We start from the raw sequence: 21,214 nt of genomic DNA, 5'->3' as shown, positions 1-21,214 counted from the left end.
ATATTTAGGCATTTTATATTATGTGATGAAAATGTGAGAGTTCACCTATTTTAAAATGAAACAAAAATACTACTTTAGCAACAAATACAAAGGACCTGCCATGGGGTGCAGGTCCTTTGTAAAAAAGTGTATAAGAGAAAATTAATGGATTAACTATATATTACCAATAATGGTAATTAGGTTCTATATGTTAGGTGTTGAGAAATAAATAATAAGAATGTCATTTTGTAAAAAGAGGAATGGATGTAGAAGGATGAGCAATGGGTACAATTTACAGCAACAGATAAATATGTTTTAAGTACATCATGACAAGATTTACAGAGGCTAGAAAAAATACTTGATCGTGTCGAGAATCTTACGAACAAAGAGATGCAAGATAAGGCATGGCTTATCTCTTGAACTCAAAAAAGAGCAGCTAGCAAAAGCTAACTGCTCAACTCTTGGGTAAGTTAGAAAAGGTTATCAACAGTATTGACAGGATATTGAGTTTTATTCGTTGAGAGGCTTAAAAAATAATGCGTATCTAGAAATCATACAATAACAAGGGATGTAGACGAGCAGGAAGCAATATAATGAATAGGGGAGAGTTTCCAAAATGGTACCTCAATGTGTATCTGAAGAGTATTGGTGTCTGCTAGAGGGAGTTTCTCTCTTTTTTGGACAGGACAAGCTCACTTCCTTCCGTTCCATTAAACACTCATAAAACCTCTCTTTATCGTTTGATGCTATCATGCTGTAAGAGAGTTTGAAATTTCAGTGTAAGGATAAAAAAGTTCGGGATATGACCGAACTTTTTTCATTTGTTGATAACTTCAATAAATGATGTTGATCCATTATGTCTTATTGCAGAATGGAATTTTTGACTTTCTAATGTTTTCGCAACTTGTGTTAACTTATTCGGATCATCATGGTGAATGAGCAAGCTGTCCACTCCACTTTCTTCAATATGAATGTGTTCAATATGACCAACAGCGTTTTGAATTGCTTGCAAGAAATCAGGTTTCATATAATGCCTCCTATATGTTCAAGTTTTTTTAGTATTCCCGTATTTTAAAAATATAAAAGTGAAGAGGGGAGAAGCTTAGCAAAATGACAACATATGAGTTGATTTATTAAGCCTTCCAAATACAAGCCAGGGCCACAACCTATGTCTAAAATAGTTAAATCATTAGGTATAGTTATTTTTTGTGAAATATAATTGATTTTGTATCAATACCTTTCTTCTCGACCCCGTATCATTTTCCTGACTTAGATGAATTTCTGAGCACTTTTCAGAAAAGTCGAACTTTACAAATGGGAGTTCTTTATTAATTCCAGGATTAAATACTTCAATTTCTGAGAGGATACAATATTTATCTTTGGTTAACATTTCTTTTCTATTCAATTTAATAGCACCTTTCTAATTTACTATAGGAGGATTCTCGTATGCAAAAAAACACTAAAGAAAAAGTATTAGGGTACATTGTAAGAAATATAAATCAAAAATGGGAGCTTTTATTGTTCAATCAAACAGGTGCACCTGAAGCAGGATACCAAATTCCTGGTGGAACTGTTGAATCTTCAGATACACAAATCACAGATGCTCTTCTAAGAGAAATTAAAGAAGAATCGGGCCTCGAAGACTTAACTATAGTAAATAAAATTATTTATGAATTATATTTTCATCCAGTAAAACAAGAATTTCAAGAAAGACACTTTTTTTTAGTGTACACTGATATAGAAACAAATTATTGGACCCATTCTGTTAAATCTTCAGATGAAGATCAAGGCTTAGAGTTTAATTATTTTTGGGTAGATGTTGAAAAAGAATTAACATTAGCTGTAGATCAGCATATAGGGATAAAACATATTAGAAATTACTTAATTCATATCTCAATGGAATTATAATAAACTTATTCATTCTTTTATAAAATAACACATTGAAAGGTCACTTTCTCCTATTAAAACTGTCGGTGATGCTGGTAAATTTTCAAAGAACTGGTCACATGCTTTTTTTACACTAGGTAAGCCTTCCTAACATTTAGGAGCTCTTTCTTTCTCACAATAATCATCTATTATTACAATCGCCCCTTTGGATAGTTTTGGGTAAATAGCCTCTAAGCTTAGTAAAATAGGATCATAGAAATCACTATCTAAATAAGCAAAAGATATTTTTTCAGGCAATTCATGCGGAAGTGTTTCAAAAAAACAACCTGGGTGTATCTCAGGGTTCTCCAAATTCCATTTTGAAAAGTTATTGTATACTTCATCTATTGAAGCTTTACAATCACCCTCGTTTAAATATTGGTGATGAATTCCCTGTTTAGGTAATCCTTGATTGGAAGTGGAATAAGATTTATAAAAAAATAAATCGTATTTCTTTATATAATATAAAGATTTCTAAAGGTTTTTCCCCGTAATTGTCTAATCATAGTAAGGTGGTTTCATTATGGTAATTCTATATATTGGTAAGGTAGCAATAGGAAAAATGAATGTTTCAAAAATCATTGAGCAAGTACTTGGAAACGGTGCTATTCATGGGGATTCAAAAGAGTACAAAGTATGAGCTGGTGGTACAATAAGTAAGATATTTATACATAATAAGGAGAGAGAAAATGAACACATTCGTATGTTTTGGAGATAGCATTACAGCCGATGAAACATTTTGGAATGGTGCACGTCGGTTAACCCCGCGCTTACAAGAACAATTTCCAGAGTGGAAAGTTGTAAATGCCGGAGTGCCTGGTGACGATACATTCGATGCTTTAAGAAGAATAGAAGAGGATGTTTTATCTTTGAAACCAGACTTTGTAACGGTCTTTTTTGGGACAAATGATGCGGCATTTCATAAACAAGTGCCAAAGGAAGAATATAAAGAAAATGTCACAAAAATTGTGCGAAGCATTTCTCCAGAAAAGGTGCTTCTTATTAGTCCTGCGCCAGTCGATGAAGAAAGGCAACATGCGAGAACAAATGAAGTATTAAAGCAGTATGCAAAGGTGATGGAAGAAGTAGCGAAAGAAACAAAAAGTCATTTTCTAGATTTACATTCTCTTATGATACAAGAATCCAATTATAAAAGATTTTTAGAGAATGAAGAACGGGATGGATTGCATTTTAGTGAGCAGGGTTATGAATATTTAGCTACTATAATTGGTGATACATTAAAAGGGATTTTTTAATAAATGTTTCAAATAAAAAGGAGTCGATTGACTCTTTTTTATTTAAAACATGACGTTATTTCTTTTGCTTTGGTCTACGTACTAATTCACCTCCGCAATTTGGACAAATATGATGCGTGTTTTCAGTACATGGAGCGCAAAATGTACATTCATACGTACAAATATAAGCTTCCGAATCTAATTGTAGTGAAGTGTTGCATGTTTGACAGTTTGCTTTCATGTCCAATGCCATAGAGCTCCTCCTATTGTGTGAATATTTATGAATGAATGGTAACATAAATAGAAAGATACTACCTTTACAAATAGAAGGAAAACATAGAATATAGGTGACATTTGAAATGAAATGTTAGCGCATATTGTGAATAAAAAACCATCACGTTTGACTGTACAGTTTATGTATTGTATGATGTTCTTAATATAAATGAGGGGGGAAGATCGTTGGGAAGGTGTATCGAATCGGACAGTTGGCTCACTTGGCTCATGTTTCGAAACGAACGATTGATTATTATACGAATCTAGGTATCTTAAAAGCGGAGCGATCTCAATCCAATTATCGCTATTACGACGAAACAGCATTTGAAACACTACAATTTATTGAGAAATGCAAAGAAATGCATATGCCGCTTTGTGAGATTAAAGAGAGGATCGAGGAGAAGAAAAAGCTGCTCGGTATCAATGAACACGTTTCGAAACAGGTGAACGAAGTGACAGAACATATCCAGCGATTAGAAACAGAGTTAACACAGTTAAAACCTCTGTTAGATGGATTGACTGATTCACAACGAGAAAAAATATCAAAATCTTTATCTGGTCAAACGACAGCTTTGATGCAAACACTAATGATGTTTTTATAGTGTAAATTGCATCTATCCCCTTTAATTTCTGTATAGCGCTATGTTTTCTAAAGAAAAGAAACGTAAATGAGAAAACATTATAGTATACAGGAGGTGAACACCTTAGTTTTTTACTAAGGGGATTCATTGGAGATATTTAATTTAGTCATGGTTGCGATTTTAATCGCATTTACTGGATTTTTCGTAGCAGCGGAGTTTGCGATTGTAAAAGTACGTTCAAGTCGCATTGATCAGCTTGTTGCGGAAGGAAAACGCGGTGCGCTAGCAGCAAAAAAAGTAACAACGAATTTAGATGAATATTTATCTGCTTGTCAATTAGGCATTACAGTTACAGCGATGGGACTTGGTTGGCTAGGTGAACCGACGATAGAAAAATTATTGCGTCCATTGTTTGAAAAGTGGAATTTAAATCCGTCCATTTCACATGTGTTAACTTTTGGTCTTGCGTTTATGATTATGACATATTTGCATGTTGTAGTTGGAGAACTAGCTCCGAAAACAATGGCAATTCAAAAGGCTGAAAGAATCACTTTATTATTTGCTGGACCTTTAATGATATTTTACAAAGTGATGTATCCGTTTATTTGGATACTAAATAGCTCAGCTCGTGTTGTAACAGGCTTATTTGGCTTAAAACCAGCTTCTGAACATGACGTAGCACATACGGAAGAGGAATTACGTCTTATTCTTTCGGAGAGCTATGAAAGTGGAGAAATTAACCAAGCAGAATATAAATATGTAAATAACATTTTTGAATTCGATAACCGCATTGCTAAAGAGATAATGGTGCCACGAACAGAGATTGTTGGCTTTTATCTTGAAGATTCAGTAGAAGAACACATGAAAATTATCCAAAATGAGCGATATACACGTTATCCAATCTTTGGAGAGGATAAAGATGATATTATCGGTATGGTGAACGTAAAAGATTTCTTTATTCGATATATGAACAATGATACAAAAGATTTATCATCCATTCGTGCGTATATGCGTCCGATTATTGAAGTGATGGAAACAACTCCAATTCATGATTTACTTCTACAAATGCAGAAGAAGCGAATTCCGATGGCTGTATTATATGATGAGTACGGAGGGACAGCTGGAATTGTAACGCTTGAAGATATATTAGAGGAAATTGTTGGAGAAATTCGTGACGAATATGATGAAGATGAAGATCCGCCAATCCAACACGTAAATGAACATCATAAGATTGTGGACGGAAAAGTGTTGATTTCAGAAGTGAAAGATTTATTTGGTCTACACATTGAGGAAGAAGATGTAGATACAATTGGCGGATGGATTATGATGCAAAATCATGAGATTGAAGAAGGACAATGTGTGGAAGCAGAGAATTATGAATTTAAAGTGCTTGAAAAAGATTCTTATCAAATTAAGCGTATTGAAATTCGGAAAATTGATCAACAACAAGAACAAGCAGCAACTGTTTAAGTTGCTGCTTTCTTTCTGAATCAAAATAAAAATAAAATTGATAACTAGGAGCGGATATTGTTGATTCAAATGGCGTTGCGCGTTTATCGACTGCAATTGTATATGATTTTTAGTGGTTTGCTACTTATAGGAACGATTACTCCGTTTTCCAAACAAGTAACTGGATTTGGGATTGGATTAGCAGTAAGTGCATATTGTCTTTGGTTATTAGCTAGACGAGTTGAGAAAATAGGACGAAATATTATATTGAAGAAACGAGTTCCTGGGATCGGCATCTTAAACCGTTTTGCGGCTGCGATATTAGGAGCCATTATTATGTATGAAATCGAACATGAAATGGAAATGTGGGCATTTGGAACGGGAATTTTAGGAGGTCACTTTTTGATGATTGCAAACTTAGCTTATGCAAATATGCAATTAGTGAAAGAAGAAAACAAGAAAAAATAGAAAATATACTACATGTGGAGCGCTATGTGACGTATAAGAAAATTCTTAAAAAAATTCAGGAAAAACCATCGCTTTCTCAAGGTTTTGTATGTTATGATGACAAAAGACTTTTTGAAAAGAGGTGGATATATATGTTACAAGCGTTACTGATTTTTGTACTTCAAATTATTTATGTTCCTGTTTTAACAATCCGGACGATTTTGCTTGTAAAAAATCAAACAAGATCCGCTGCTGGTGTTGGTTTACTCGAAGGTGCAATCTATATTATAAGTTTAGGGATTGTATTTCAAGATTTATCAAATTGGATGAATATTTTAGCCTATATAATTGGGTTTAGTGCCGGTCTTTTATTAGGTGGTTATATAGAAAATAAATTAGCTATCGGTTATATTACGTATCATGTTAGTTTGTTAGATCGTTGTAATGAACTAGTGGATGAATTGAGACATGCGGGATTTGGTGTTACATTGTTTGAAGGGGAAGGAATTAATTCTGTTCGTTATCGATTAGACATTGTGGCGAAGCGTTCAAGAGAGCAAGAGCTGTTGGAAATTGTGAACAGAATTGCGCCGAAAGCGTTCATGTCTTCTTATGAAATTCGTTCTTTCAAAGGTGGATATTTAACGAAAGCAATGAAAAAAAGAACATTAATGAAAAAGAAAGATCACGCATCTTAAAAAGAGGAGAGGCTTTTCAGCTTCTCCTCTTTTTGTTCACTTTAAGTTTCTTAAGAATGTATTCGCGTTTGAGGAATCATCATCATAAAATAATACCAGATATTTTAGTCTATAAATAATTATCAGATAATACTAGATATTTTAGTCTATTAATTATTATAATAGAGTATGAGATGGTTATAATTGAGACAAAAAAGATATATTCCTAGGTGGGGCCTAGGGGGCATATTGCTTTTTATATTTGAGCATAGATGCCGATTCTTTTTTGCCAATATAGGGGATGGAGAGATTATCATGAGCAACATGCAGAAAAAAACAGACGTTATCTTAATTGGCGCTGGAATCATGAGCGCAACTTTAGGATCATTACTGAAAGAGTTAGCACCTGAATGGGAAATTAAAATGTTTGAAAAACTTGATGGTGCAGGGGAAGAAAGCTCTAATGAATGGAATAATGCGGGTACAGGCCATTCTGCACTTTGCGAGCTTAACTATACATCCGAAAAACCTGACGGATCTATAGATATTAAAAAAGCCCTCAAAATTAATGAGCAATTTCAGCTTTCTAGACAGTTTTGGTCCTATCTTGTTAATAGCAATCTGATTCGTAATCCGCAGAAATTTATTATGCCGATACCTCATATGAGTTTGGTACAAGGGGAAAAAAATGTAACATTTTTGAAAAAACGTTTTAAAGCGCTATCAAATATTCCGCTATTTCAAGGAATGGAATTTTCAGATGACCCTGAAAAATTAAAGGAATGGGTGCCACTTATTATGGAGGGGCGTACATCAAATGAACCGATAGCAGCAACGAAAATGGAATCCGGAACAGATGTGAATTTTGGTGCGTTGACACGCATGTTATTTGAACACTTACAAAACAAGAATGTTGAATTAAATTATAAACATAGTGTTGAAAATATTAAACGTATGAAAAATGGATTATGGGAAGTAAAAGTTCATGATATGAACAATGGTAAAATTGAATATCATACTGCAAAATTCGTCTTTATTGGTGCTGGTGGTGGAAGTTTACCTTTACTACAAAAAACAGGGATTCCTGAATCAAAACATATCGGCGGATTTCCAGTAAGTGGACTATTTATGGTGTGTAACAATCCAAAAGTGATTGAGCAACATCATGCGAAAGTATACGGAAAAGCGAAAGTTGGTGCGCCGCCAATGTCTGTTCCGCATCTTGATACAAGATATATTGACAATAAAAAGACATTGTTGTTTGGACCGTTTGCTGGATTCTCACCAAAATTTTTAAAAACTGGTTCAAATCTTGATTTATTAGGTTCTGTAAAACCAAATAACGTACTTACTATGCTCGCTGCAGGTGTCAAAGAGATGGCATTGACGAAATATTTGATTCAGCAAGTGATGTTATCGAACGAAAAGCGTGTTGAAGAGTTGCGTGAATTTATTCCGAACGCGAAAGGTGAAGATTGGGACGTAGTAGTAGCAGGCCAACGTGTGCAAGTTATTAAAGATACTGAAACTGGTGGAAAAGGAACGCTTCAATTTGGTACGGAAGTTGTTAGTGCTGCTGATGGATCAATCGCTGCATTACTTGGGGCTTCCCCAGGTGCTTCTACAGCTGTTACCGTCATGCTTGAAGTATTAGAAAAATGTTTCCCGCAATATATGGAAAAATGGGAAGACAAAATAAAACATATGATTCCTTCCTATGGTGTTTCATTAGTAGAAAATCCAAAACTTTTCCAAGAAATTCATACATCGACATCTAAGACACTTGGTTTAAGCAAGAAAGAACCTGTGTATAGTTAAACGAAGGTTTTGTATTTGAAATAAACGTATATAAGCAAGTTAAATGAAACATATTCAATTTAAGCTAGGGATTATAAAAATATAAAAGGGTAGCTGCTTATAAGTTGGTAAACTGGCTTATAGGCAGCTTATTTTTTGGTCAAGTAAAGTTTCACTTTATTTTAAACGTCTGTTCCACTCTAAATGTTGTTTGTAGTTACTAGCTAAGTAAATACGATTCGATGACTAGAAATATTCCCTTTATAAAGGGAATATAGGTGGTAGGTAGTTTGTTAATAATATGGTAAAATAGACTCTAGCAGATTCAATCAGCATAAACAAAAGAGAAATAAGTTTGAAGCGAGGAAACAACATGAGTCAAATCAACACACACAAGCCCAAGAAGCTAAAAATATGTTTGAAAGTATTGATGATTATTATTGGGGCATTCATCACAGCATATGGATTAGAAGCGGTATTAATTCCAAACAACGTATCCGATGGGGGAGTAACGGGTTTAAGTATCGTTAGTTCACAACTATTTGGTTTACCATTAGGGGTGCTAATTGGAGTCATTAATATCCCGTTTGTTTGGTTAGGATATAAGCAAATCGGTAAAAGCTTTGCTGTTTTTTCTATTATCGGTATTGCTTCACTTGCAATTGGTACGAGCCTGATGCACGAAATTCCAACGATTATTGAAGGAGACACATTGCTTGTTACCGTTGTTGGTGGTATTATTATAGGCTTTGGGATGGGGCTTGCTCTTCGTAATGGCGGCGCATTGGATGGAATTGATATGTTAGCTGTATTACTGTCTCGTAAATTACCGTTTGGGACAAGTGATTTAATTTTGCTTTTAAATATGTTTGTTTTTATCTTTGTTTCAGCGGTGTTTGGTCTTCAAGGAGCGATTCTGTCAGCGATTGCGTATTTTATTGCATCTAAAGTAATCCACATTGTTGAAGTTGGTTTAAGCGGATCGAAAACATTTAAAATTATTACGAAAGAACCAGATTTAATGGTAGAAACAATTCGAGAACGCTTAGGACGAAGTGCAACCTATAATGAAGTGTATGGCGGTTATTCAAAGGAACAATTTAAAGAAATCACATGTGTGATTAACCGTTTAGAGGAAAGTAAAATGAAGGAACTTATTCATGAAATTGATAAAAATGCTTTTGTTACAGTATACGATGTAGCAGAAGTAAAAGGCGGTAACTTCAAAAAACATGATATTCATTAATAACACTGAAAAACACCTTTTAGCCTAACTAAAAGGTGTTTTTTTATATCTTAATAAAAAACATTGTTTTATAGATAAAACGATGCTTTTGTCATGATATGTGATAGGGAATTTCACTATATCAGTTATATAAAAATAGAAAAATTTTAAAAATTAAGATGATTGAATTTTTAAATCGTGATAATCTTTGATTTGTAGTAAATATCTTTAAAAGGGAGAAATATTATATGAATAGTAAGATTGAAAACTTACCAAAATATCGAATTGCATATATGCGACAAGTTGGTCCATACGGGTTAGGTAACGTGCAAACGATGGAGAAATTAAAAAGTTGGGCTGCGAAGAAAAAACTTTTAGATGAAACGGCGATTGTATTAGGAATTTCGCATGACAACCCAGAAATAACGCCGCCTGAAAGTTGTCGTTATGATGCTTGCATCGTTATTGCAAAAAATGAACCAATTGACGATTTTGTTGCTGAAAGTGAATTACCCGGCGGAAAATATGTGATTTATGAAGTAGAGCATACGGCAGAAGCGATTCAAAAAGCATGGGTTGAAATCTTTCCTAACTTGCTAAATAGCGACTATGAAATAGATACAAGACCGGTGTTTGAGCGATACATGACAAAGATGGTTGATAACCATCTTTGTGAAATTTGTGTACCTATCAGAGCGAAAAGGTAATTATCTTGCTAGTTTTGCATAGTAAGGAATCAAGTGAAACGAAGATAAGTTATGAATAATGAAAGTTTCACTTGATAAAAAAGAGAAAGTCATCATTTTGCTTGCACTGCTTCAAAATGATGACTTTTTCTATAGGTAAAATGAGTGGTTTTACATATCTTGAATGATATCTTTTTCTTGTTTTTGTCCAAACTTTTGTAAAAGAGAAAGCAACATAAACCCTGTTATACCTAGTGTGCCAAAGATGATCCAAAGGGCATAAGTCCCTTCATTTTGGGATGTAGACAATGTGCCGGTATAGCTTCCAACGATAAAGCCAATCGCAAGAGAAAGTTGATAGACACCAAAATATGTTGCTGTATAAGATTCATTGCTATAATTTGCAATTGCAATATCGGCGTTAGGTAATACAAGTGTTTCGCCAATTGTAAATAAAATCACGCAGCTAAATAGCCAATACGGATGAGACAATAAAGGGATAAGTAAAAAAGAAAGTCCCATTAATAGTACACCGCATTTTACAATTGAAAGGGTGTTGTAACGATGAAATGCCTTTCGAAATAGAAGCATAAATAAAACACCTGTAATGGCATTTACCGTAATAACAAGTCCACCTAGCTTTGTACTATGACTGATATGGGTCATATAAAGCGGAAGAGCAACGGTAAGCTGCGTAAACATAATGTAAAAGAAAATCATAATGAATGAAAAGGAGAGAAAATGTTTGTTTTCAAAAACGTTTTTTAAACCAGATAAAAGATTTATATTTTCAGTAGAAACTTGGAAGTAAGGTTTAAGAAAAATAAACACAATAGCCAATAATAGCATCATAAACCCAGTAAGTATAAATGGATATAAAGGGTTCCATGCAAGTAATAAAGTACCAGCAATTGGACCAAGCATCGCGCCGCTGTTAAAAGCGAGATTTAAGTATGTAAATAAATTTTTGCGCAGGTGAGCTGGTTGTGAGCCAATTACAGCGCGAGCTGCTGGTTCATAAAGAGCAGTTCCAAATCCGATAAGCGAAGAAGAAAGCGCAATCGTATGAAACTCTGAAAATATTCCTAGGAAAATAAAACCAATCCCCCTTAATAGTAAGCCAGCGATCATCATAATCATGTAACCAAATTTATCAGCAATCATGCCAGAAAGGAAAGGGATCATTCGTGAAGTAATAATAATAATCGTTAAAATGGTTCCGACTTGCAAAGCAGAAAAATGTAAGAAATTCGATAAATAAATGGCAAGAAAAGCGTATACTGCAAAGTATCCAAATGACATAAAGAATGAAGAAATCAGTATAATGCGTATGGGGATTGAAAAGTTTTTCATAAAATCTCCTCCGAAAGTGTAACCATTAAAATCTTTTGATGGTTAACTATTTTATACTATAATTATACATAAAGTCAGAAAAAAGTAAATTTTAGAAAGATGGTGAGTGTATTTGAATCAAAGTCAAGAAGCTCCAGGACAATTAGAAATTGTAAGGGGATTTTTAAATACGTGGAGAATTTCAAACGATACAAGGGAGGAAGTGGACGAGCTTCATACGATAGAAGATGTACTTCGTTTTACGAAAAGGCATTGGGATGAAGAGATTTCTTTTGAGACAGTGGAAGAACTAAAACAGTTTCGAGATGAACTTCGTTTTATAGTGGAGGAAAAAGGATCACTGCAACAATGGTTTGAAAAATATCCATTTCGTGTGCGTATAACAGAAAATATGGATGCGATTACATATGAACCAGTAGGGGAACGGAATTTTTACACAATCTTATTACACATTATTTTAGTAGCGATTGAGGAAGGAAAGTGGAGTCGATTAAAAGCATGCCCAGATTGTCGCTGGGTCTTTTATGATCATTCTCGTAATGGAAGTAAGCGCTGGTGCGGGATGTATGCGGGGGGAAAAGAAGGGAGAGCATGCGGAACGATTGCGAAAGTGAAAAAATATCGAGCGAAACGAAAAAGGGAATCCAGATATACATTTTAAAATTAACTTAAGACTCTTTTACCATGATAAAGAAAATACACCTTCATTGACAAAGGGATTTTTTGGATTTAAAATTGCACTGAGGAAAGAAAATTAAATTAAGTAAAAAATATTTATAATAGGAATATTTATTTCGTTATGTCAACTTTTAGGGGTGATTGTTTGGAAATACCATTATGTTCTAAACGAAATGCTATTACATTTGAAAATAAGAGATATACTTATGGAGAGTTAATGGGGAAAGTAAAGGTGTATGCTAAATATTTATCTTTACAAGGGTGTAAAAAAGGGGACAAGGTTGGATTGTATATAATAGATCCAATAGAATGGCTTGTTTCTAGCTTAAGTTTGTTATCTATAGGCTGTTCAATTTACTGCATTGAAAATGAAATATCTTGTTTCAATATGATGCAGATAGTTAATGATGGTAATATGGATTATGTTATAGTCGACAAATCGTTAAATGTGGAGATAAATAGTACAATTATTTATATAGATGAGAAGAATAGGCCTAATAGCTATAGTAGCGCACAAACGACTAATCTTTCTTTAAATTCTTTATATATAAATGTATTATTTCCTTCTGATGCTGGTTATAGAGAATGGGAAGGTATCAAACTGGATGTATTTCTAGATTGCTATAAATTTATGAAAGAAAAATTAAATTTCACTTTTTCTAAAAGTATTTTTTATTTTCAGTATAGTAGTGATTTGAATTCATTTATATGGCTAGCAGTATTAGTTTATGGAGGTGAATTAATATTATGTAATACAGAAGCAAAGCAAAGTGAAAATATATATTTTCATGATTTTGAAGTATTGTGTCCTTTACGAAGTATTCCACAATTCGCAGATGTATGGAAGAGGAAAGAAAAAAACCTGCTTCCAAAGAAAATTTTGAGTTTTGGAGAAGATTTAATTGATGTTGTGGAAGAGAGGGAGAGATGGAGAAACTGTGGAATACAATGGTTTAATTTTTTTTCGTTTCCTAGACTAATGTTCGTTTCTTCATTAAAGAAAAGAACAGATGGAGTAATTTACCATGAAGGGAAACCGATTAGTGGCATTCAAGCAACCGTTATGAATAGAGCGGGTACAATAAAACCAATTGGTCAAGTAGGACAGTTATATATGTTTGAAAATCAATTTAAACAAGAGAGGCGAATAAAGAAAACAAACTATTTTGCAAGACAATTAACCAATGGACGATTTGAACTTATATTAGAGAAGTCACAAATTTTTTTTCGTAATGGACAATATGGATCAATCAAAGAATTTGAAAGAATTTTATTGGAATCCCTTTCTATTAAAGAGGTAGCAGTGAAGAGATATCAAAATGAACTATGGGTATATTGGATTATAAATCAAAATGAATCAGAAAAAGGGTTCTATAAATTTCTTAAAGATAAGTTACCGATATGCTATTTCCCTTTTCGATATAGTAGGACGAATTACATTCCTCAAAATAGATTCGGAGAAGTGAATTGGGAAGATTTAGAGAAAAGGTCTTTGATAGATTCACAAAGTTTAGCGGAAATAGAAAAAAGTATGCCAAACGTAAAATTAGAAGCTACGTATCGACGGAAATCTTCAAACTTGCCCTATCCGATTTTAAAAGAACCAGAAATGAAGTATAATTCTCAAATTCTAGATTCCAAAGAGTTATCCATTCTTCATGGAGGAGAAATGACATTAAATAAGGATGTGAAGTCTTTAGCTGATATATTAGATCGGGCAGCTAAGACGAAGAATAAAGTGATTTATATAGATGAGGTTGGTAAAGAAATAGAATTGACATATGAAGAACTTTTGAATAGTGCTCAAAGGATTGCTGGTGGTCTAAAGGAAAAAGGGATTCAAAAAAATGATTACGTTTTATTTCAAATCTCATCTTATATAGACTGTATAAAATTATTTTGGGGGTGCATTTGGAGAGGAGCTATTCCTTGTCCGTTGGATATACATTCTACTGAAAATATAAATAGTGATTTCCTAGAAATATGGAAAGGGCTAAAAGAACCGATAATTGTAACAGATTCTAATCGAAAAGATGAACTACTCAACAGGAACAGTATATTTTTTTTACCCCCAAACCTTATTACTACTGTGAAAGAACTAGAAAGTAATGTGCCTATTGATAAAATGATGGGAATTGTTAGTGAAGATACAGCAGTAATGATGTTTACATCAGGAAGTACAGGTTTACCTAAAGGTGTTAAATTATCACATGAAAATATTATTGCTCGCTCTCAAGGATCAGAAATGTATAATGAATTTTCAAAAGATGAAGTCACATTAAATTGGATGCCACTTACGCATGTTGGGGGGCTAATTTATTTTCATATTCGAGATATATATTTAACGTGTACACAAATTCAAGTGAAAACGGAACTATTTATCAAAGAACCAGTGTTGTGGCTTGCTTGTATGGATCGATATAAAGTTACGATTACATGGGCACCTAATTTTGCTTTTCATATGCTTATTACCAATGGAGATAAGTTAAAAACAAAATTATGGGATCTATCGGCGTGTCATTCTTTATTAAATGGAGGAGAAATGATACATCCTGAGACAGCTAAGCTCGTGATAGAAATATTAACTGAGTTTGGGTTATCTAATTCTGCTTTCAGACCAGTTTATGGAATGTGTGAAACAACATCTGGAATTACATATTCTAATGGACTTCAAATCGAAACAATAGGAAATCGTATAAATGAAATGTATGTTTCGGTTGGACACCCTATATCAGGTGTATCTTGTAGAATTGTGGATGATAGCAATCAAGTAGTAACTGAAGGGAATATTGGCCATTTACAAGTATGTGGATATACAATTACTAAAGGATATTATGGGGATTCTAATGCCCTATTAACAAAATTTACGAAGGATGAATGGTTTACTACAGGGGATTTAGGATTTGTTAAAAATAGGAATTTGTATATTGTTGGACGTGAAAAAGATGTAATTATTGTAGGTGCAAGTAAATATATTTGTCAACAAATCGAATCAGCTATAGGGAGTCTTTCTGGAATTGATGCTTCATCATGTACAATAACAATGGTTGATCGATTGAAAGATCGGGAAAGGTTTGCTGTTTTCTATCATCCAGAAGAAAGTCCACAAACAGGTTTTTTAGAATGGATAAATCAAAGTAAACATAAGATAGATGATTTGCATCAACAAATTAATCAGAAAATATTAGAAGTTTGTGGAGCTCAGCCAAATTGGATTATACCTTTGCCTATGTCTCAATTTCCTAAAACATCCATTGGGAAAATTAAGCGAAAGATACTAAAACATAAATTTATTGAAGGGGAAATGTCTGATTATGCCTTATTCAAAGATAATAGTGATATAAGAGTAGAACTACCCAATTGGTTCTACTGTAAGAAATGGGTAGAAACTCCTTTAAGCAATAGCGTATCCATTGTTGATAAGCAGGATTTAGCTGTAATAGGAAATAGAAAAATGATTACTACTTCGACTGTAGAAAAGTTGCGCAAAAACTTTCATATTACTTTTTTTAGTATAGATGAATTATGTTATCAAGAAAAAAGGAATGCAATTGAAAAAATCGGTAATGTTATCTGTTTTTTGAAATCAGTAGAACTTGAAACAGACAAACTGATTAAAGCGCAATTAAATAAGCATTTATCATGTTACATGTTGCCGGTTTGTTCTTTTTTAGAAAAGGTAAAACTGAAAAGTTTTTATCTCATTATAGGTAATAGCTATGTACTCGATGAAAAAGATAAATTTACATTAGTAAATGGATATATTCACGGAATATTACGTAGCTTTTTTCTTGAAAACCCATTTGTTCAGGGGCGCATAATAGATATTGATAAAAAATCATTAAGTGATATAGCTGACATTGTACTACAAGAATGCTCTGTGTCAGTTCGGGACAAGGAGGTAGCGTATCGAAATGGAAAGCGATATGTAATGAAGTTTTTTCAGCAAACAGAATATACTGCGGAATCATACGGAAATGAATTAATAGGAAAAAATAAATTGTATGTTGTAACAGGTGGAATAGGAGAAGTTGGATATGAGATTTCACGATGGTTAATTCAGCAAATGAACGCGAAAATATTAATTATAGGACGAAATCAGATAGATAATAGCAAACGAAATAGACTGTTGTCGCTAAGAAAATTAACACCATATGTGCATTATGTGTTTGGTGATATTACAGATGGGGATTTTTTAGAGAATGAAATTCAAAATATAGAATGTATTTGGAATACAGAGTTAGCTGCTATTTATCATATTGCTGGGAATCTTTCAATATCTGGAAGGGATAAACATTGGGAAAATATCTATCAACATTTTGTGAACAATGAATCAATCGATTCCTTCGAAGAGGTAATGGAAAGTAAAGTATTTGGAACATTGGCTCTTACTCAATTACGGAAAGAGATTGGGAAAAATGTACCATGTGTTTTATTTGGTTCAGTAACTGGGCATTTTGGAGGCGTTTCCCTAGGAGCATATGCAGGAGCACATAGTTTTATGGAGACATATAGTCGTTTTAAACAATTAAAGGGAGAGAAAATATACTATATTGCATGGAGTAGTTGGAAGGACTTAGGGTTATCTTCAGGACTTCCACAAGCATATAAAACAAGTGGAAGAAAGAAGGATTTTGATTCAATTTCTGTAAAAGAAGGAATAGCGTCATTATTGTATATACTAATGAATAAATGGAATAATATATATGTAGGGTTGAATGAAAGTTTAGAAGACATATATATTGGAGAAAAGGAGTCTATACAACGATGTCTAGATATTCACGTAGAAGAAAACTCTGATAAGAACTATGAAAAGAAATTGAGAGAAGCGCTTACGAAATACCATATTCATCAGCGATTTGATGTAATCCGGCTTATTACAAAGAATGATACGGATACTGTAATTATGCACAAAGAGAAAGAAGTGGTCACAGATCAGTTAGAACGGAAACTTCTCCTAATTTGGTGCCAAGTATTAGGAAGAAAAACATTAAAAACAACAGATAATTTTTTTGAAAACGGAGGAAGTTCCATACTAGTTCCAAAGGTTATATATGAAATACAAAAACAGTTAAATATAGAGTTGCCAATTCAAAGTATTATTGAGGCTTCAACAGTAAAGGGATTAGCAAAATTAATAAAAAGAGAAGAAAAAGACTCATCGCTATTGAAAATTCATCAAATGTATAAAGAAACAGAGCTACCGTCCAACTTAAAAAAAGTATTATTAGATAAAAAGAACTCAATAAAAAATAGAAAAAAGAATACTATTTTTTTAACTGGTGTAACGGGTTTTGTTGGTGTATTTCTGTTACAGGAATTATTAAGAAATACAAAAGAACATATTTATTGTTTAATCAAAGGAAAGTCAAAAGAAGAGGCTTATCAGCGTTTAAAAGGTCAATGTGATAAATTTAAAATTACGCTAGATAAGAAACGGATTTCTGTAGTAGTAGGTGATCTTGCAGATCGGAATTTAGGAATGAATCAGCAGGAATACCAGTTTATGCTTACTGAAATAGATAGCATATATCATTGTGGTGCAAATGTGAATTTTTCAGTTCCATATGAAGTGCTGAAGGGGCCAAATGTAAATGGGACATTAGAAATTTTATTATTTGCAGCAAGAAAAAAAATGAAACCTGTTCATTATGTCTCTACTTTATCAGTTTTTCATTATTATACTTTTAAGGGAATAAACCTATTTGAGCACAGTTCCATTGATACAAAAAAAACATTTGTAAATGGTTATAACCAAAGTAAATGGGTTGGAGAAAGAATTGTACAACAAGCACGAGAATTAGGACATCCTTGTACCATCTATCGGTTAGGAACTGTAGTGGGTAATTCTATAAATGGACAATGTCAAGAACGTGATTTCTTCTGGTTATTAATAAAAGCTATTACAACTTTAAAAGTAGCACCGGATATTTCAATAGGATTTCATTTAGTATCTGTAGATGAAGTAGCGAAAGCTATTCGCAGTTTAGCATTGTATAGTGATAAAAAACAGAATAATAACAATTATCACATTGTAAAGGATCCAATATCTTTAGAAACTGCTATAAATTGGATGAAACAACTTGACTATGACATTACAGTAATTCCATATAAAGAATGGTTACAGAGACTGTTAGATTTTGATAAAAATACTAAATGTAATGAATTATCAGGGCTGTTAAGTGTTCTTCCAGAAGGAGAAGAGACAGTATTCGAACAACCGAATTTTCAATATGAATACACAAGGAATATTTTAAAACAGAGAGATGGTTCATTAAGAAATGTAGGATTTGAAGAATTCTTAAAAACAGTTACCTATTTTAGGGGAATTGGGTTCCTTGAAACCCCGATTTTACCCGGAAGGAAATAGAAAGGAAGAAATTGCTTGGAATCAAATTTAATCAGAAATGAACGTTATTGGGTTAATTTTCCTTTTGAGAAAGGATGGGTAAGTCAGAAACCTGTGTCACATGACAATGTTTTAGAGAAAGCAGTATTAAAATCTTATGATATACAAGTTCCATTACATGTACTGAAAGAAATACAATCTTTAACGAAAGACTCACCTTTGTTAATTTATACGATTCTGGTAACGGCAGTAGCAATACAAGGGTATCTTGTTGAAGGTGTTAAAGAGTTGCCTTTAACTGTTCCAATTTTTAAATCTGAGGTCAAAAATGACAGAGTAGAAGCGCTGCCATTTTTTGTTACAGTGTCAAAAAATCTTACCGTAAAAAAATTTATTTCTATAACTAAAAATATTTTATCTAGGAATTTGAAATTCCGAAATGTAAAGTTAAGTAATCTTCCATTACAAGTGCAGAAATCTTTAGAAAACTGGTGTGCAAACTCAATGTATATATGTCATAAAGAATTGCATAATATAGGCTCGTTATCGAAGGAAACATTAGTAATTGAAAACGAATGGAATACGATGAAGCTTTTATGGAAGTATAATTCTTTAAAATATACAGAGGATGTTATACAAAAAAAGGCTGAGCAATTGGTATATATTCTCGAACAAATGGTTGAAAATATAAATAATCCTATTCAAAACTTACAAGGGTTCCCTATTAAAGAAAGAGAGAAATTATTGAATCTATCAAAGGGATTACCTGTGAACATAAAAGAGGACCCATTACAATTTTTTGATGATTTTGTATATAAATCTCCTCAACAAATAGCAATTATAGAGGGAGAGAAGTCAATTAGTTATGGAGAATTACAAGAAAAAATAGAGGGAATAAAAGAACAGTTTGTCAAGAAGAGATTGAAAAAAGGGGAACGGATTGCTATTGAAGTTCATAGGAATATAGAAACGATTGTTCTTATTCTTGCAGCAATTCGGTTTCAGTTAACTTATATTCCAATCGACTCCACTCATCCTAAAGAACGAAATGATTGGATTTTAGAAAATAGTAAAGCAAAATATTTACTTTCTATTGAAAAAGAAAAAGGAGTACAGTTTAAAAGCTTTTCTCCAAAAAATGAAAATCCTGTACAGCTAGTGAAAGAAGAGGAGTTAATTTGTTATATTATGTATACTTCGGGAACTACTGGAAAGCCTAAAGGTGTTCCAATCAAGTTAAATGCTGTTACAAATGTATGTCAATGGTATAAACGTACTTTCGAAATCAATCAAGAATCAAAAGTCCTTTTATTAAATCCACTTACATTTGATGCCTCAGTAAAAAATATAATTACTCCATTGATGGCTGGCGGAACTATTATTCTAGGTCCAGAGTATTTGTATAATATTCGTGAGATTGTACAGAAAATAGCTAGATTTAAAGTGACACATTTAAACAGTGTTCCGGTATTAATGGATATGATTTTAGAAGAACAAAGAGAAATGAAATATAAGGGAATGCGTAGTGTAAAGTATATGGTTATTGGAGGGGATATATTTCAATCGCAATTAATCCTACATTGGCTAAATGAAACTGAATCTAAATGCCGAATTGCTAATGTATATGGTCCGACAGAATGTACAATTATTTCCACAGTACACTGGGTTACAAGAGAAGAGATGTTGCAAAATGAGTCGATTCCCATTGGGAGACCTATCGATAATATGTATGCTTATGTTTTAAATGAAGAGGGATTCCTTTGTCCTTTTGGAGAACATGGCGAGTTATTTTTATCAGGTGTAGGAGTAGCAAAGGGATATTTAGAGGATAACGTAGTAAGTGAGAAAAAATTCATTGAGAATGTATTTCAACCAGGGAGTCTTATGTATAAGACAGGAGATTTAGTGAAATATAGTGAAAGTGGCGAGTTACTTTTTTTGGGAAGAAAAGATGATCAAATTAAATTAAACGGTTATCGAATTGAACCAAAGGAAATTGAGAACCTTATTCAAACCTACCCTGGGATTAAAAGAAATGTAATAAAGCTGATAAAGGATAAGAAAAAAGTTAAATCTAAATTGGTAGCTTTTATTGAATCTCAACATACGATTGATACAAAAGAACTAGCTGCTCATTTATCTGCATTTTTACCAGGGTATATGGTCCCTTCTCATTTTGTTATTTATAAAGAATTTCCTGTAAATAGTCATGGGAAAATTGCGAGGGATAAACTAGAAATGATTGATGAGGAAATGATAGTATCTAACATTGTTGAAATGAAAACATATATAGATGTAGAAAAACAATTATTATACATTTGGAAAGAGGTTTTGAACATTCGAAAAATGAACGTAGACGATCATCCGTTTGATAAGGGAGCCAGTTCAATTGAATTAATTGAGGTGCTACAGAAAATGAAACAAAAAAAATTATTGGACGATGAATTTACTATACTTGATTTTTTTGAATATCCGACAATTTCTTCTCTAGCAAAAAAGATTTATGTAGATAAAAAGAACAATCTAAAGTGAATTTGTAGAAACAAATAATAAGGGGGA

16 protein-coding genes are annotated in these 21,214 nt (G+C 33.0%); 12 read left to right on the top strand and 4 right to left on the bottom strand.

Going from position 1 to position 21,214, the window contains the following annotated elements:
• Positions 1 to 796 precede the first annotated feature (796 nt).
• Positions 797 to 1,006 (bottom strand): hypothetical protein, encoded by a 210-nt coding sequence (locus MR058_RS07250; RefSeq protein WP_242143326.1) that lies wholly within the window; start codon positions 1,004 to 1,006, stop codon positions 797 to 799.
• A gap of 419 nt (positions 1,007 to 1,425) precedes the next feature.
• Here MR058_RS07250 and MR058_RS07245 point away from each other — a divergent pair, with 419 nt between their 5' ends.
• A complete protein-coding gene (locus tag MR058_RS07245; RefSeq protein WP_242143325.1) occupies positions 1,426 to 1,887 on the top strand; it encodes an NUDIX domain-containing protein in 462 nt (153 codons plus the stop codon).
• Positions 1,888 to 2,013: 126 nt separating this feature from the next.
• Here MR058_RS07245 and MR058_RS23615 read toward each other — a convergent pair whose 3' ends face one another.
• A complete protein-coding gene (locus MR058_RS23615) occupies positions 2,014 to 2,295 on the bottom strand; it encodes a TylF/MycF/NovP-related O-methyltransferase (RefSeq protein WP_396021430.1) in 282 nt (93 codons plus the stop codon).
• A 299-nt stretch (positions 2,296 to 2,594) separates the two neighbouring features.
• Between MR058_RS23615 and MR058_RS07240 the strand changes: the two genes are divergently transcribed.
• Complete coding sequence (locus tag MR058_RS07240) at positions 2,595 to 3,161, top strand: SGNH/GDSL hydrolase family protein (protein WP_242143324.1); 567 nt, start codon at positions 2,595 to 2,597, stop codon at positions 3,159 to 3,161.
• Between the two features lie 55 nt (positions 3,162 to 3,216).
• Here MR058_RS07240 and MR058_RS07235 read toward each other — a convergent pair whose 3' ends face one another.
• Positions 3,217 to 3,393: a DUF1272 domain-containing protein gene (locus MR058_RS07235; RefSeq protein ID WP_242143323.1), complete on the bottom strand. Its 177-nt coding sequence runs from the start codon at positions 3,391 to 3,393 to the stop codon at positions 3,217 to 3,219.
• Between the two features lie 214 nt (positions 3,394 to 3,607).
• Between MR058_RS07235 and MR058_RS07230 the strand changes: the two genes are divergently transcribed.
• From MR058_RS07230 to MR058_RS07200, 7 genes are all read left to right on the top strand, one after another.
• Positions 3,608 to 4,015 (top strand): MerR family transcriptional regulator, encoded by a 408-nt coding sequence (locus MR058_RS07230; protein WP_012094595.1) that lies wholly within the window; start codon positions 3,608 to 3,610, stop codon positions 4,013 to 4,015.
• Between the two features lie 126 nt (positions 4,016 to 4,141).
• Positions 4,142 to 5,464 (top strand): hemolysin family protein, encoded by a 1,323-nt coding sequence (locus MR058_RS07225; protein WP_242143322.1) that lies wholly within the window; start codon positions 4,142 to 4,144, stop codon positions 5,462 to 5,464.
• Between the two features lie 60 nt (positions 5,465 to 5,524).
• Positions 5,525 to 5,911 carry an ATP synthase subunit I gene (locus MR058_RS07220; RefSeq protein WP_242143321.1) on the top strand — a complete coding sequence of 129 codons (387 nt, stop codon included), beginning with the start codon at positions 5,525 to 5,527 and terminating at the stop codon, positions 5,909 to 5,911.
• 131 nt (positions 5,912 to 6,042) lie between these two features.
• Complete coding sequence (locus MR058_RS07215; protein ID WP_242143320.1) at positions 6,043 to 6,588, top strand: DUF2179 domain-containing protein; 546 nt, start codon at positions 6,043 to 6,045, stop codon at positions 6,586 to 6,588.
• 294 nt (positions 6,589 to 6,882) lie between these two features.
• Positions 6,883 to 8,385 carry a malate:quinone oxidoreductase gene (locus MR058_RS07210; RefSeq protein WP_242143319.1) on the top strand — a complete coding sequence of 501 codons (1,503 nt, stop codon included), beginning with the start codon at positions 6,883 to 6,885 and terminating at the stop codon, positions 8,383 to 8,385.
• Between the two features lie 352 nt (positions 8,386 to 8,737).
• Complete coding sequence (locus MR058_RS07205) at positions 8,738 to 9,610, top strand: YitT family protein (RefSeq protein ID WP_242143318.1); 873 nt, start codon at positions 8,738 to 8,740, stop codon at positions 9,608 to 9,610.
• 227 nt (positions 9,611 to 9,837) lie between these two features.
• Positions 9,838 to 10,296 (top strand): AraC family transcriptional regulator, encoded by a 459-nt coding sequence (locus tag MR058_RS07200; RefSeq protein ID WP_242143317.1) that lies wholly within the window; start codon positions 9,838 to 9,840, stop codon positions 10,294 to 10,296.
• Between the two features lie 150 nt (positions 10,297 to 10,446).
• Here the strand turns inward: MR058_RS07200 and MR058_RS07195 are convergent, their stop codons facing one another.
• Positions 10,447 to 11,628, bottom strand: a complete 1,182-nt coding sequence (locus tag MR058_RS07195; RefSeq protein WP_242143316.1) for an MDR family MFS transporter — start codon at positions 11,626 to 11,628, stop codon at positions 10,447 to 10,449.
• 112 nt (positions 11,629 to 11,740) lie between these two features.
• Here MR058_RS07195 and MR058_RS07190 point away from each other — a divergent pair, with 112 nt between their 5' ends.
• From MR058_RS07190 to MR058_RS07180, 3 genes are all read left to right on the top strand, one after another.
• Positions 11,741 to 12,289 carry a CGNR zinc finger domain-containing protein gene (locus MR058_RS07190; RefSeq protein ID WP_277926514.1) on the top strand — a complete coding sequence of 183 codons (549 nt, stop codon included), beginning with the start codon at positions 11,741 to 11,743 and terminating at the stop codon, positions 12,287 to 12,289.
• Positions 12,290 to 12,451: 162 nt separating this feature from the next.
• Entirely contained in the window at positions 12,452 to 18,676 is a 6,225-nt protein-coding gene (locus MR058_RS07185; protein WP_242143314.1) for a thioester reductase domain-containing protein, read from the top strand.
• A gap of 15 nt (positions 18,677 to 18,691) precedes the next feature.
• Complete coding sequence (locus tag MR058_RS07180) at positions 18,692 to 21,187, top strand: non-ribosomal peptide synthetase (protein WP_242143313.1); 2,496 nt, start codon at positions 18,692 to 18,694, stop codon at positions 21,185 to 21,187.
• Positions 21,188 to 21,214: the final 27 nt, after the last annotated feature.

Source organism: Bacillus cereus group sp. BfR-BA-01430, from assembly GCF_022663115.1.
Lineage (GTDB): Bacteria > Bacillota > Bacilli > Bacillales > Bacillaceae_G > Bacillus_A > Bacillus_A cereus_BD.
The sequence above is the reverse complement of the archived record's forward strand: the minus strand, read 5'-3'. Positions and strand labels throughout refer to the sequence as shown.

What these genes read in the sequence shown, in the direction of transcription:
- MR058_RS07250 (WP_242143326.1), bottom strand. Translation starts at nt 1,006, where the DNA reads ATGAAACCTGATTTCTTGCAAGCAATTCAAAACGCTGTTGGTCATATT.
- MR058_RS07245 (WP_242143325.1), top strand. Translation starts at nt 1,426, where the DNA reads ATGCAAAAAAACACTAAAGAAAAAGTATTAGGGTACATTGTAAGAAAT.
- MR058_RS07240 (WP_242143324.1), top strand. Translation starts at nt 2,595, where the DNA reads ATGAACACATTCGTATGTTTTGGAGATAGCATTACAGCCGATGAAACA.
- MR058_RS07235 (WP_242143323.1), bottom strand. Translation starts at nt 3,393, where the DNA reads ATGGCATTGGACATGAAAGCAAACTGTCAAACATGCAACACTTCACTA.
- MR058_RS07215 (WP_242143320.1), top strand. Translation starts at nt 6,043, where the DNA reads ATGTTACAAGCGTTACTGATTTTTGTACTTCAAATTATTTATGTTCCT.
- MR058_RS07210 (WP_242143319.1), top strand. Translation starts at nt 6,883, where the DNA reads ATGAGCAACATGCAGAAAAAAACAGACGTTATCTTAATTGGCGCTGGA.
- MR058_RS07205 (WP_242143318.1), top strand. Translation starts at nt 8,738, where the DNA reads ATGAGTCAAATCAACACACACAAGCCCAAGAAGCTAAAAATATGTTTG.
- MR058_RS07200 (WP_242143317.1), top strand. Translation starts at nt 9,838, where the DNA reads ATGAATAGTAAGATTGAAAACTTACCAAAATATCGAATTGCATATATG.
- MR058_RS07195 (WP_242143316.1), bottom strand. Translation starts at nt 11,628, where the DNA reads ATGAAAAACTTTTCAATCCCCATACGCATTATACTGATTTCTTCATTC.